This is a genomic window from Bradyrhizobium ontarionense, from assembly GCF_021088345.1.
Classification (GTDB): domain Bacteria; phylum Pseudomonadota; class Alphaproteobacteria; order Rhizobiales; family Xanthobacteraceae; genus Bradyrhizobium; species Bradyrhizobium ontarionense.
Window position 1 is genome coordinate 6861819 of sequence record NZ_CP088156.1, and the last position, 13368, is coordinate 6875186.

10 protein-coding genes are annotated in these 13368 nt (G+C 63.9%); 3 read left to right on the forward strand and 7 right to left on the reverse strand.

Annotated features, from left to right (window positions below; all coding sequences use genetic code 11):
• Positions 1-87: 87 nt before the first annotated feature.
• Positions 88-936, forward strand: coding sequence for a tetratricopeptide repeat protein (locus LQG66_RS29935; protein WP_231319429.1), 849 nt, complete (start codon positions 88-90; stop codon positions 934-936).
• Here LQG66_RS29935 and LQG66_RS29940 read toward each other — a convergent pair.
• Positions 926-1636 carry a hypothetical protein gene (locus tag LQG66_RS29940; protein WP_231319430.1) on the reverse strand — a complete coding sequence of 237 codons (711 nt, stop codon included), beginning with the start codon at positions 1634-1636 and terminating at the stop codon, positions 926-928. The genes LQG66_RS29935 and LQG66_RS29940 overlap by 11 nt on opposite strands.
• Positions 1637-1803: 167 nt before the next feature.
• Entirely contained in the window at positions 1804-3039 is a 1236-nt protein-coding gene (locus tag LQG66_RS29945; protein WP_231319431.1) for a beta-1,3-glucanase family protein, read from the reverse strand.
• Between the two features lie 653 nt (positions 3040-3692).
• On the opposite strand from LQG66_RS29945, the gene LQG66_RS29950 reads away from it, so the two are divergent.
• Complete coding sequence (locus LQG66_RS29950; protein WP_231319432.1) at positions 3693-3830, forward strand: hypothetical protein; 138 nt, start codon at positions 3693-3695, stop codon at positions 3828-3830.
• A gap of 61 nt (positions 3831-3891) precedes the next feature.
• Here the strand turns inward: LQG66_RS29950 and LQG66_RS29955 are convergent, their stop codons facing one another.
• Together LQG66_RS29955 and LQG66_RS29960 are read right to left on the reverse strand one after the other, a co-directional pair.
• Complete coding sequence (locus tag LQG66_RS29955) at positions 3892-4191, reverse strand: GNAT family N-acetyltransferase (protein WP_231319433.1); 300 nt, start codon at positions 4189-4191, stop codon at positions 3892-3894.
• Positions 4192-4240: 49 nt separating this feature from the next.
• Entirely contained in the window at positions 4241-5443 is a 1203-nt protein-coding gene (locus LQG66_RS29960) for an ABC transporter substrate-binding protein (protein WP_231319434.1), read from the reverse strand.
• Positions 5444-5590: 147 nt separating this feature from the next.
• Between LQG66_RS29960 and LQG66_RS29965 the strand changes: the two genes are divergently transcribed.
• Entirely contained in the window at positions 5591-6274 is a 684-nt protein-coding gene (locus tag LQG66_RS29965) for a GntR family transcriptional regulator (RefSeq protein WP_231319435.1), read from the forward strand.
• A 795-nt stretch (positions 6275-7069) separates the two neighbouring features.
• On the opposite strand, the gene LQG66_RS29970 is transcribed toward LQG66_RS29965, so the two are convergent.
• The 3 genes from LQG66_RS29970 to LQG66_RS29980 all read right to left on the reverse strand — a co-directional run bounded on the left by LQG66_RS29970 (position 7070) and on the right by LQG66_RS29980 (position 13275).
• Positions 7070-8218 carry an IS4 family transposase gene (locus tag LQG66_RS29970; protein ID WP_231327783.1) on the reverse strand — a complete coding sequence of 383 codons (1149 nt, stop codon included), beginning with the start codon at positions 8216-8218 and terminating at the stop codon, positions 7070-7072.
• A 282-nt stretch (positions 8219-8500) separates the two neighbouring features.
• Complete coding sequence (locus tag LQG66_RS29975; protein WP_231319436.1) at positions 8501-11308, reverse strand: di-heme-cytochrome C peroxidase; 2808 nt, start codon at positions 11306-11308, stop codon at positions 8501-8503.
• 173 nt (positions 11309-11481) lie between these two features.
• On the reverse strand, positions 11482-13275 hold the full coding sequence (locus tag LQG66_RS29980) for an adenylate/guanylate cyclase domain-containing protein (protein ID WP_231319437.1): 1794 nt from the start codon (positions 13273-13275) through the stop codon (positions 11482-11484).
• Positions 13276-13368 lie beyond the last annotated feature (93 nt).

Genomic DNA, 13368 nt, shown 5'->3' on the forward strand with positions numbered 1-13368 from the left:
CGGCGGCAGGCGGGCTAGCTAGACTCGATACCTCCCCGCAACTCTTGTCCTCAGAACTCTTGTCCTCGGAACTCTTGGCGGCAGCGTGTGAGTGAACGGCGGAAAAATTCGCAGGCGCAGGCTCTGCAGGAGGCCGTGCACGCGCTGCGCGCGCGGCAGTTCGCTCGCGCCGAGCAGATCGCCGCCTCGATCCTGCGAGCCAACCGGACCGACCGGCCTGCGTTGCTGGTTCTGGCGCATGCGCTGCTCGGCCAGCAGCGCGCCAGCGAAGCGATTGCGCCGCTGGAGAAGGCGGCGCTGCGCGGCAGCGACCCGGAGATCGAGACCCTGCTCGGCGCAGCCTTGTGCGATGCGCGGCGCGCCGTGGACGGCCTCGCGCAACTGCGCAGGACCGCGGCGCGGCGGCCACCTTATCTGCCGTCGTTTCAGGAGCTGGCAGGCCGGCTCGCCAAGGCGGGGCAGCTGGGTGAAGCCATCGGCGTCATCGAGGAGGCGCTCGCGCTGATGCCTGACAGCGTCGACCTCAAGCTCGATCTGGCGCGCCTCTCGCTGCAGGCCAATGATCGGGCCAGGGCGCGCGCGAACCTGTTGGCCGCGCGCGACGCGGCACCCGGACGCCCCGACATCCTGATCGAGCTCGCCTGGGTGCTGTTTCTCGACGGCGACTATGCCGAAGCCGCCGGCACCTATCGCCACGCGCTCGGCCTGCGGCCCGACGACACCCAGACCCGCGCCAATCTCGCGATGTGCCTGCTCGAAATGGGGGATCGCGACGGCGCGCAGGCGGCGCTGCGCACGGTCTTGCGCGGACGGCCGCATCTGCTCACCCGCGCGGCCTACACGTTGGCCGTCAGCTCGCATGGCCGCTTTTTCTTCCGTCCGAGTGCGGCGGCGAAGTTCCTGCAGGCCGATGGCGCAGGCGCGGCTAAGCCCTGAACCGCTTGCGATAGACGCCCTGCTCGCGTTTCAGCGCGTCGCGCACCTCGTGAATCTCCGCAATGTCGTCGTCGGTGAACACCGCGGTCTGCATCGTCCACGCCTGCCGCTTGACCGGGATGCATTGTGCGACCGGCGTGCCCTTCGGGATGACGCCGCGAAACGACGTGTCGTGCCAATGCGCCGGAAAGTGCACGAAGGAGCCGTGAAACCGGTCGCTGTCGACCAGTCCGGTCACCGTGGTGAACGGCAGGTCGAAGCGGTTGATGGGATGGGTGAACAACAGCGCCCAGCCTTCGGGCGCCTCGATGGTCCAGAGATTGTGAAACTTGAGAAGGAAGCGGTCGGCCTCGAACAATGGTGAACCCGTGACCTGCGCGACATCATGGAAGCTGATCGGCGAGCGCGGAAAATCGATCGTCCCGCCCGGCGGCAGCTCGTTGTCCCAGGTGATCCCGCCATCCTCGACCTTGAGGTCGCACACCAGCGGAATCAGGAAGCCTGACGTCACCGCGTCGATGAAGGGTGGGCAGCGCTTGACTGTCTGCTCCTCTGACTGATTCAGCGCGCTGAACGCCGTCGCCGGCATCGCCTTGATCCAGTCGGGAAGCCCCATCGACGCCGGGATCGGCTGTGGAATGAGCCCTTCGAGCTCCTTCGGGCAGCGGAATTTCAGCGTGAGGGGATCGGTCTCGGACATGGAACGCCGCGGTGCTCGTGGTGACGATGTGAGACCTACGGAAGCGCGCCGATGGGGAAATTGCAAGCGCGTATCGCCGCTGGCTGATCCCGGATGAGCGCCAGCGGCATCCGGGATTCGCTCCCGCATGCCGCTGCGCCCATGCGAGTGACCTGCTGTTTCCCAGGCTAAGCCGGATAGGCGATCGGCAGGATCGTGATCTTCAGATAGTCGACGCCGCCGGCCTGGCCGGACGGCGGAAAATAGAGCAGCGGCTGCTGCACGCGATCGGAGAATGGAAAGCCGTAGAAGTCGCTGGACATCCCGGCAATCTGCGCCGCGTATCGATTGTAGTACGCGCTGTTGCTCTGCGCGCCGCCAAACATCAGCGACGGCTTGCTCTTGGCGAGCTCGAACCAGGTCGTGGACGTCACGTCGCCGAGCGCGGTGGTCTTGCCGTCGACCGTCACCTGCGTGGCGCTGCCGGGAAAGCCGTAGCTCATCCCCGCCACGAGATCGCCGACGATCCAGCCATAGACGTCATTGATGATCCCCGGCGTCGGCGCCCCGCCGTTCACCTGGTAGGACGGATTGCAGCCGTAGACGCCGGTCGGCTGGTTCAGGCTGGCATAGGTGATGACGATGGTCGTGGACTCCGGCGTGCGCGAGCCGGCCTTGGTGATGCTTCCCGTCATCGTCACCTGCGAGCTGCCGAAGCTCGCCGTCAGGGCGTAGTGGTGAGCAGCCGTCGGCCCGACGCCGTTAGGCTGTCCGCCGTAGAAGCCGGCGATCTTGGTCGGAGACGCCGACGCCAGGAAGATGAAATACGTGCTCCAGTCGGGATAGCCGCCGGTCAGGCCGGGGCCGATCACCCGTGTGTAGGTGCCGACCACCGCTTGTCCGTTGGACAGGGTGCCGAGCGCCTCCACGTTCTCGCCGATGGCGCCGGGCTTTGGGTCGGTGAACTTCAGCACCCCGACCCGCTGGCCGCCCCTCCAGGTGCTGGCCTCCAGCGCCATGCTGAAAAAGTCGATGTCGCTGATGTCGAGATTGTTCTGCGTGTTGCCGAAGATGTTGGTCTCCAGATACGCATAGGCCGTCGCATAGTTGGGATCGTTGGGATTTTGCGGCGCCGGCTGATAGCCGTTGCCGAGGCCCGACAGGCCGTTCGCGCCGAAGTTCAGATAGATCCGGCCGTTGGTGAAGTCGTTGAGAAAGACGTTGGGAATTTTCTGCGTAGCGGAATAGGCGGGAACGAGTCCTGCCAGCGCGGACAAGGAATAGCCGGTGTCGCCGCTGAGCGGGACCGCACCGCTCGCGCCATATTGGCCGGAGCCGAACGCGCCGTTGAGAAATTGCACGCAGGCGTCTTGTCCACTGAGGTTCTCGAAAACGATCGGAATAGCATTGCCGGTGGTGCTCATCGCAAAATGCTCCTGAAAACGAATGAAGTGAAAAGGACAGAAAATCGCACGCGAATAAAAACAACCTTTACGCGATAATTCTAAATCAATATCATTTTGAGTGTGTATGATCAAACGGCAAGTCGTGTTGCCTGCGCGACGGCATGGCCATCAGGATGAACATGCGTCGTTGCGAGCGCAGCGATGCAACCCGGAGCCCACCCACAATTCCGGATTGCTTCGCTGCAGAAAAAAGCAGCGTGGATGAGTATCGCGCCTCCGGGAGTCCGACGATCGCGGACCGAAGCGAGATGCGAACCGATTGGCTCGACGACGGGCACGTCCGGCAAAAACCTGTCCAAGAATCCCAAAAAATCGGCCCAGTGCACTCCATCGTGCCTGCGTCGGCGAGACCGAAATCCGAATTCAGAGACTGCTGCCTCGGCGTGAGCGGCACCACTTGCGAGTGGAGTGCCGATACCGATCTTGCGGGATGACGAGCCCTATCCGCGTACCGAGATCAGAGTTAAGCAGACTTCACCCTGATATCGCGCCGGGTCCAAGGATGCATTCACCAAGGGACGATCATTCCGATTCTGGAAACTAGCTGGTAATGCTCCGCCTCTCTAGTGCTCTTCACCAATCTCATTCAGGAGGAGCGCTTAGTGACTACGATGGCAAGGTATCTGCTGGTAAAGAGCACTCTCAATTCCGGATTTGGCCTGGTGACCCTTTTCGGGTTGACCGGTGTCGTCGCTTCTCTCGTGCTGATCCGGCAGGGCATAGATATCAGCCCGGCAGGAATGCTCTGAGCTGTTCGTCGAGTGACAGGACGCGCATCCATCCGCGTCGCCTGCTTCTGATCCGGCAGGACTACAAAGATTCATCCAACGCACGTTCCATGAGGATCGTCCGCTCGTCCCCGTGGTAGCTGTCGCGCGCGGCCCCGAACCCAAGCCGCGCGTTGAACGCTTCGGCGGTGACCGACGAGCGGAGGGTCAGTACCGGCATGTGTTGTTCGCGCGCTGCGCGATCGATTTCGGCCATCAGCAGCTTGCCGACGCCGCGGGCTTGAACGTCCGGGGCGACGAACACCGTACGAACCGCGTTGCCCTCGAGGCTCGCGGTTCCAACTATGCGGTTGCCGATCGTCGCAACAAAGAGCCGGCGCAAGTCCATGGTCCCCGCGAAGGACAGTCCGGCTGAGCGCCTGCGGTTCGCGCTACCTGGTCGACAGCACCTCGCCGAAGCGCTCCCACTGCTTGCCGGTGAAGCGCATGAACTGCACCTGCTCGACCGGCAGGTGGTCGGTCTCGCTGGTGTTGACCTTGATACCCGGCAGCAGCATCGGCAGCTCCAGGTCCTTGATCGCCAGCGCCTGGCGCAGGATGTTGTCGCGGCTCAGATCGTTGCCGGCGGCCTTCAGCACGTGCTCCAGCACCATGCCGTTGTTGTAGCCGTTGACGTAGTTGGAGTCGCGGATGTCGCCGTCCGGCACGTATTTCGCCATGTAGTCGCGCCAGCCCTTGACGCCGGGATCGTCGGCCCAGGTCGGATCGAGCGGATCCTTGACATAGGCGGTGGAGATGATGCCCGTGCCGGCATCGAGGCCGGCCGGCTCCATCACCGAGGAGATCCACACCGACACGTTGCTCAGGAACGTCATCGGACGCCAGTTGATCTCATACGTCTTGCGGATCGCCTGGGCGGCGAATTTTGGCGTCGCGGCGATGACGAGCGCGTCGGCGCCGGTCGATTTCAGCTTCACGATCTGCGAGTCGATCGTCGGCTCGGTCGCCTCGTAGCTCGCGACGTTGACCGCCGTGTCGAAGCGCTCGCCGAGCACGTCCTTCAGGCCGGCGAGATAGTCGCGGCCGAAATCGTCGTTCTGCGCCAGCACCGCGAAGGTCGCGTCGGACTTCCTCTGCAGCACGTAGCGCGCATACATGCGGGCTTCGTTGCGGAACGGCGCCATCACGCCCATCACGGCGCTGGGGAACTGCGCGGGATCGCCGAATTTCGAGGCGCCCGAGGCCACGAACAGCTGCGGCACCCTCTTGGCCGACAGATATTTGGCGATCGCGGTGTTGTGGGCGGTGCCCATGGTCGAGAAGATGAAGGAGACCTCGTCGCTCTCGACCAGGCGCCGCGTCTGCTCGACGGTCTTGGGCGGCACGTAGTTGTCGTCGAGCGACAGCAGGTTGACCTTGCGGCCGTTGATGCCGCCGCGGTCGTTGACCATCTTGAAATAGGCGACCTCGCCCCTGCCGAGCACGCCGAAGGCGGACACCGGCCCGCTATAGGGCATGGTCTGTCCGATGCGGATTTCGGTGGCGGTGATGCCGGGCTGCTCGTCCGCCTGAGCGGGCGCTCCTGGCACGGATGAAACGACGAACAGCGCTGCGGCTGCGATGGCGCGTCGCATGAATACCTCCCTGAAGCGCCGCACTATCCGGCGGCGTTTGCGGCGAAGCATAGGGAGGCTTCGACCGTCCGGCAACGAAAATATATTTTTAGAAGAAAATCTACTTTTACTTCTGCTAGGCTCACCGAACTGCCATCGAGATGATTCATGTCCGGAAGCGCCACCCAGACCGTCTATGAACAGCTGCGCGCCAGCCTGCTGGCGGGTCTCTATCAACCCGAGGAGAAGCTGAAGATCAGCGAGCTCGGGATTGCCTTCTCGGTCAGCACCGGGGCGATCCGCGAGGCGCTGGCGCGGCTCACGGCGGAGGGGCTCGTGACGGCGATGCCTCAGCGCGGCTTCCGCGTCGCGCCGGTGTCGGTCGCCGACCTTCGGGACCTCACCGACATGCGCATCGAGATCGAGACCAAGTGCCTGCGCCGGGCGATCGCCAATGGCGATCTCGGGTGGGAAACGGCTGTTGTCGCAGCGCATCACCGCCTCGCCGCGACGCCGATCGCAAGCGATGACGGCGGCTTCTCGCCGGCCTGGATCGCGGCGCATGGCGATTTCCACGCGGCGCTTGCGCAGGCCTGCGGCAGCGCCTGGATGCTGCGGGTGCGTGACTTATTGTTTGCGCACAATGAGCGCTATCTCGACCTCGCCCGCACGGCTGATCGGGGCAATCGCGATGCCGCGGGCGAGCATCGCGAGCTGATGGAGGCGGCGCTGGCGCACGACACCGAGCGCACCGTCGCCGCGATGATCGCGCATATCGAAAAGACCCGCCGCACGATCGAAGCGGCGCTGGTGGCCGCCTCACTTACGAATGAGGTGGAGGGCATCGCATGAGCGAATGCGGCACCCGAGTTGGTCGCCCTCGGTCGCACCTGTTGGAGCGCACGGATGTTGCCTTCCTGCGCGGGCGTTTTCAATCGTATGATTTGCCCGACGAGCGCGCGGCGCGAAATCATGTCCAGCCCTCGCGCGAAAAATATTCTGATTTACGAAATTCGGAAATCGTGTAGTCTCCGCGGCGTCCGGCTTCCGCGAGGAGGGGCGTATCGCGGTCGTCACGAGCGTGGGAAGCTGGATGCGATGGGCGCGGCGGGTCGCAGCGTGGTGTCATGCCATGCCGACGAACGGTCTGCTGTGCACGGCGAAATCGCGTGGTCCTGGCGCCGCGACGCTGGCGCCAAGCTCGTGCTGCTTTTGACGAAGCAGCGCGGGCGACGGTGGCAAGACAGCCCGTTCACCGGGGAGAGCGCGTATAAACTGTAGAGCCATCGCGCAGGGAAGGCCGGGTCATCCGGCTGAACCTGTGGTTCCTGCCCCGTGCATTCTTTCCGCACGGGGGCCACGGGCCTCAGTCGAGGTCCGGCCTTCCCTGCGCCCTCCCGTCTTTCGCGAGGGCAATCGTTGGCAAAGCTCGGGCTCTTCGCGCCGCGAGATCGCGATCGTATGTTTTCGCTGATGTTTGATAGTTGAACAGGTACGAAAGTACGTAGTCGCGGGATCGAAGTTTTGCGCCCGTCTGCTTCCACGTCGTCATGGCCGGGCTCGTCCCGGCCATCCACGTTCCTATGTTGGGGCCTCGACGAAAGACGTGGATGCCCGGGTCAAGCCCACGGCTGTCCGGTTTAGTTTTTAGCATATACTTAGGCTCAACTGGCGGTCATCTTGCCTGGCTGGCGGGGGCCGATCGAGTAGTCGATCGATCCGCTTGCGATGCATGAGGTTTTGCGTGATCAGACCTGTAAACGTCTGCAGGCTCTTGACGCTGTTTTGCAGCTTATGGGTCGCGCGCAGCAACAGATGAGCGATCAGCGCCACGGCGATCTGGATGCGAATGGCGTTCTCGGAGGTTCCGAGAAAGTGGCGGATCTTCAGCGTATGTTTGACCCAGCGAAAGAACAGCTCGATCTGCCAACGGCGCTTATAGAGATCGGCGATTTCATCGGCCGATGCATCGAGATCATTGGTGACGATGCGCAGGATTTTTCCGGTTTCCGTAGAGATCCTGATCTCTCTGACAGGATCCTGGAACGGGTTCTTTCGGGACGCTGCGAGCCTCGCAGGCAGGAGGCCGACACGGTCAGACAGGACGGAAGAGTCTTTCGGGATCTTGTTCTCGGTCACATTTCTGAGCTTGGTATTGGCTTTGAGACGGGTAACGAGACGACACCCTTGCTTGTTGAGCTCGGCCCACCAGCCGTAATCATAGTAACCAAGATCGAAGACGTAGGTGGCGCCTAGGCGGATCGGAAGAGACTTCGCCATGGTGATGTCGTTGACGTTTCCCGCGGTCAACTCAGCCGAGGTTGGATTCTCGGTATCTGGATTATAGACGATGTGCAGCTTGAAGCAGTTGATGCCGCGGCTGAACTTGGCCCAGTCGGCACTGAGCGAGTTCAGGGAAAATCTGGTCGAATCGATCAGATAGACCGCATCCGCGACTTCACCTGCCAGCTTCCGTTCACAGCTTTTCATCATCTCGGCCAGAAGCCCGGTGAAGACCTCATAGGGCCGCCGAGCATTGGCATCAGCCAGCGTGGAACGCGAAACCTCCTTTGCGCCAACGTGATAGAGCCGCGCTGCGTGGCTCTCGAAGGACGCTTCAATGGCACGCAGGCTCTCCGCGCGAGCCAGTTGGCCATAAAGCAGAGCGAGAAACTGGTTCTGGGTACTGAGCCGGCGCACGCGCTTGTTCGCCCGATGTGTTTCCACAAGCCGGTCGAAATCCCTCCACGGAACAAGCTTCTGCAGCGCGTGAAATACAGTATTGTGGTGGCGCATGGCGGGACCTTCCTGGCGTGTCTCGAACATTTGGCGATGCTCAAGACCGCAGAAGAATCCACGCCATGCGCCTTGTCCACTCATTCTAAACCGGACAGCCGTGGGTCAAGCCCGGGCATGACGGAGTAACTAATTGGCACGTGCTCTCGCTGCGATTGCCCGATCTCGTCGATGCGATCGCCCTGCCCTCGCGGGGAGGGGAGCACCCCGCGATCGCGGCGAGAGGTCGTGGCCGACTGCCATCGAGGCCCCGAGGCTATGACCAGACATAGCCTCCCGCCCTCACAGCGTCTTCAGATACTCGATGAGATCGAGACGCTCGTCATCGGAGAAGGCGCCGCCGATGATGCCGTTCGGATAGTCCTTGTTGGGCTTCGCGGGGCCCTCGAAGGAATGGCCGAGCACGCTGTTGCCCTTGATCGGCTTGCCGCTGGAATCCTTGGTCATGAACAGCGTCTGTCCGACCTTGCAGGCGGTCTCGCCGCCTTTGGGCACGGCGAAGCCGACCTGCTTCGGATCATAGTCGCGGGCGCCCTGGCAGAACGAGGTCGGCCGCTCGGCCGCCGGCGTCAGCATCCAGTACAGCGACGGCACAGATCCGTTGTGGAGATAGGGCGCGGTGGACCAGACGCCGTTGAGCGGGCGCGCGCGATAGCTCTTGCCGGCCGGGTTGGGACAGTTCGGGCGGTCGCCCCACAGCGCGGCGCGCTCGGCCTCGGAGAGCTTACGGTCCTCCATCCATTTGTCGCTCGCGCGCTGCACCACGGCCATCAGCGCCAGCGCATAGGGCATGTCGGTGGTCGAGCCCTGCGGCAGGTTGCAGCCCTTCAGGTCCTTGGCCGGATCGACCTCGAGGAAGCCGGGCAGCTTGACCTTGCGGGTGGCGAGAATGCTGGCCTGTCCGGGATCGGTCTGCATCGCCTCGACCGGCTTCTGCACCAGGTCGAGGATCGGGCCCTTGGCGTTCCAGCCCTTGCTGTCCCAATCGTCGGCCGGCTTGATCTTCCAGAAGCTCTTGTCCGGATAGGTCTTGTCGAACACGGGATCCGCGACGGGTCCGAGATGGCACTCGACGCAGATCGTGGCGTAGAGCTTGCGGCCGCGCTCGACGCGCGCAGGCTCGATCTTCCAGGCGTCGTCGCCGGCGAACAGCTTCTCCGGCCATTTCGGCGAGGTCAGCCCGCCGAACGCCGGCGTCGTGGTCGCGAACGGATCGGGGCCGCGAAGCATGTCCTCGATGTGGATCAGGTTCTCGATCGCCATCGACGAGCGCCACAGCCGGCCGCTGGCCGGCTCGGGCGAGAGGTTGATCTGAGCGAATACGCCGAGCGCCTCGCCGGCATTGCGGATCAGCGGCTGCGCGATCGAGCCGTCATACTGCGCCCAGGAGAACCACGGCACGGTCCAGATCGGCGGATAGGACACCGGCGCGTCGATGGCCTCCTGGTTGCCGAGCATGTTCGGCAGGCCGCTCACGGCCATGTCGAGATAGAAGACCTGGTTGCCGATGCGGTTCAGCGCGTCGAGCCGGCCGAAGCCTTCCATCGTCTCGGTCTGGCCCTTGGCCTCGATCGCGGTCTGGTAGTTCTTGGCCTGCATGGTGAGCGCGAAGTCGGTCGCGGCCTTCAGGCCCTTCTTCAGGGTCGCGCGATCGGCGTCGGACGCATTCGGCCCGAGCACGCGCTCGGCGAAGCGCGAGAAGCGGCCGGGCACGTATTGCGTGAAGATCATCGCAAAGCCCATGGCTTCTTCGAGCTTGCGCAGGTCGGCCATGCCGGGGCCACCGTCGAAGCGCACGCTCACGCCCTTGTAGTGGATGCTGCCGGCGTGACAGGCCGCGCAGGTCAGCCCGATCTTGTCGGGCTCGGCGGCGCCGCTGGCCGGATTGGTGACGTTGGTGAGCCGGGCGAAGCCGACCGGCAGACCGCCCTCGTTGCCGGCTGGAGCAGGCTTCAGGCCCGCGGGCAGCGGCGCAGCCGGCTCGGTCTTCGCCGTCGACGTGGCCGCGTAGCCAAACGGCCTGAGCGCGCTCGGGTCGCCATCGACACTCTTCGGGCTCGGAATGAAGCCGAAGCGTTCGAGATAGGCGCTGTCGGAGATCCGGCCCGGCGTGCCGAACGGAGACAGATAAGGCTGCTCCATCGCCATGAACCAGCTGTAGGGAATCGGGAAGGTGGCGGTGCCCTGCGTCACGTGGTGGAACCAGTGCCGGTCCTGCGTGGTCCAGCCCTGGTCGAGCCAATAGGCCGCCGTGGTTGGCTCGGTGGTCGGGAGTGCCGGCGGAATGAACGCTGCGACCTTCTTGGGCAGGATCGCGCTCAGCTTGTCGCCGACCGCATCGGGGGCGGCCATCCATGTCAGGAACAGAGCGATCGCGGCCAGGACCGCCGTGCCGATCAGCGCCTTGCCGATGCGCCAGACGATGTTGGCTGGCTTCGGTTTCGCCATCAGCCGCGCCTCGATGCGCTGCGGGAGGCGGCGGTCGACGAACAGGGTGCGGACCTCGGCGACGCTGAGGTAGCGGTTGTCGCCGTCGCCCTTGCCGAGGATGCTCAGCAGCACCGGCCACTCGCCCTGCATGAGCAAGGGATAGTACCAGTGCGCCGCGTCGCCATCGCGCTTGAGATTGGCCTTCATGAATGTCTGGATCTGCGCCGCGTTGAGGCCGCGCTCGGTGCCCCCAGCGGGATCCGGATAGTCGCTGCCGAAGCCGGCCAGACGATCGATCTCCTCGGGATGGACTTTTGCCCCGGCATCGAGGATGCGCGAGCCGCCGCCATGCTTGTCGAGCGGACCGTTGCGGAGCTCGTCGAGATCGGCGCCCGACCACAGGCTCTTCAGCAGGCGCAGTGGCGACAGGCCGTTGGCGATCAGGGCGACGCCGAAGGTCTTGATGCCGACGACGCGTCTCTTGAAGCCCGTCTCGCCACTCGCCGCCTCGATGGTGTGCGCCATCGTCTTCAGCGGGACGGTGTGACCATCGACGAAGCCGCCGGCCACCAGTGCGCGCAGGAAAGGACAGGGATTGTTGGACGAGACGGGGAGCTGCCCCGGCAGGGCGTCACGGACGCGGGCGCTGTCTTCTTGCATCGAACGACATCCTTGGAAAGCACCTGAGTGATGAAAACCGGATCACGCAAACAAAGACATCTGGCGCCGGAATGCGCCGAAGAGCGGGACGAGTCCACGCCGTCTGAAAGTTACAATGCAATTATGAATGATGGAGTAACCCGGCGCACTGTCAACCTCAAGTCGAGATTGCGCTATTCGCCGGCGTATTTGGCCTTGGTATCCACCAAGGTCAGCTTGGTCAGCGGCATGCCGGCCTTGGCGAGGCCGTCGCGATAATGCGAGACGTCGACCGGATTTCGCCAGCGGATGTTGCTCAGGAGGCGCTCGACCGTCATCCATGGATAGAGGCGGAGCAGAATGGCGACGGCCTCACCCGCCTCGCTCGAGCGGCCGAGCTGGGCCAGCGCCGCAGCGCGGATCGCGAGGCACTGCAGATGGTTCGGGTTCTGGTAGTGCGACTCCCGCGCCCAGGACAGCGATGCATCGTATTGGCCGAGCATGTAATGACTGAACGCGCTCAGCACCGACCATTGATAGCGTGGATCGCTGTTGCCGCGCTGCGCGGCAATCGAGAACAGCTCGATCGCCTGGCGGTGCTCACCGCCGACGAGATGGCACACGCCGAGCACGCCGCGCGCGCCCATGTCGTAGGGATTGAGCTGGAGCGACTTGCGCGCCGCCTCCATGCCCGCCTCGACCCGCCCCTGCATGGCATGGACATAGGCCAGCAGCGAATAGGAGAACGAGGAACGGGAATCCAGCCGCACGCTCGCCTCGGCAAGCGTCATCGCCTCGTCCCACAGCTCCCGCGAGTTCCTGATCCAGCCGAAATGGATACCCTGCAGCAGGATCGTGCCGAGATAGGTGTGGGCGATCGCAAGCCCGGGGTCGATGGCGATCGCCTCGCGGAACAGCGCGATCGAGCTTTCGTAGTCGGCCTTGGTCGGTTGATAGTAGTGCGACAGCCCGCGCAGGAAACGGTCCCACGCCGTCAGGTCGGCGGTCGCCGACCGGATCGGCACCGAGGCCACGGCGCGATAGATCTCCGGGACCAGCGCGGTGCACAGATTGGCCGTGATGTCGTCCTGCACCGCGAACAGGTCGCCGATGTCGCGGTCGTAGCGGCCAGCCCACAGCTGCTCGCCGTTTTCGGGCGCGACCAGTTCAGCCGTCACCCTGATCTTGGTCCCGGAGCGCCGCACCGAGCCTTGGATCAAGTAGGTCGCGTCGATTTCGCGCGCGATGAGGCGGGCGCTCATCCCGGCATTCTTGAAGGCGAAGGTCGAGTTGCGGCTGAGCACGCGGAAGAAGGATTGCAGCGACAGCGCATGGATCAGGTCTTCGGCCAATCCGTCGGAGAAATATTCGTCGTTGTCGCCGCTGAGATTGGCGAAAGGCAGGACGCCCACGATCGCCGTCCGGTACTGCGCAGGCAGGCCCGACGCGGGCGCCGGCTCACGGCTCTTGTCCGGCGTGCTGGGATCCCAGGTCCAGACATTGATCGTGTCCTCGATGTTCTTGAAGCGGAACGGGCCGCGATCGAGGAAGGTGACCGTCAGGTGTTTGCTCGCTTCCTGATGGGCCTTATGGGAAAGTGCAACTCCACCGGGAGGCGCTGCGGCTTCAAGCCGCACCGCGGTGTTCACGCCATCGCCGAACACCTCGTCCTCGTCGAAGATGACGTCGCCCATGTTCACGCCGAGACGGAACTGCATCACGCGGTCGGCCGGCAGGTGAGCGTTGCGTTCGGCCATCAGCCTCTGCATCTCGACCGCGGCTTCGATCGCGCCGACGACGCTCGGGAACTCCAGCAGAAACCCGTCGCCGGTGTATTTCACGATCCGGCCGCCGTGGTTGAGGATGATTGGATGGATGGCGCCGCGATGGGCCTTGAACGCGGCATGGGTTCCCGCCTCGTCGGCGCCCATCATCCGCGAGTAACCGGCCACATCGGCACAGACAATGGCGGCCAGCCGTCTCTCCATTCGTTCCTTGCTCCTAGAGAGGGCGATAACACGGCAACAGTGCTTGAATCCAATGATTTTGCGGAAGCAATGTGCAAGCCGTGTGGCGGGCTG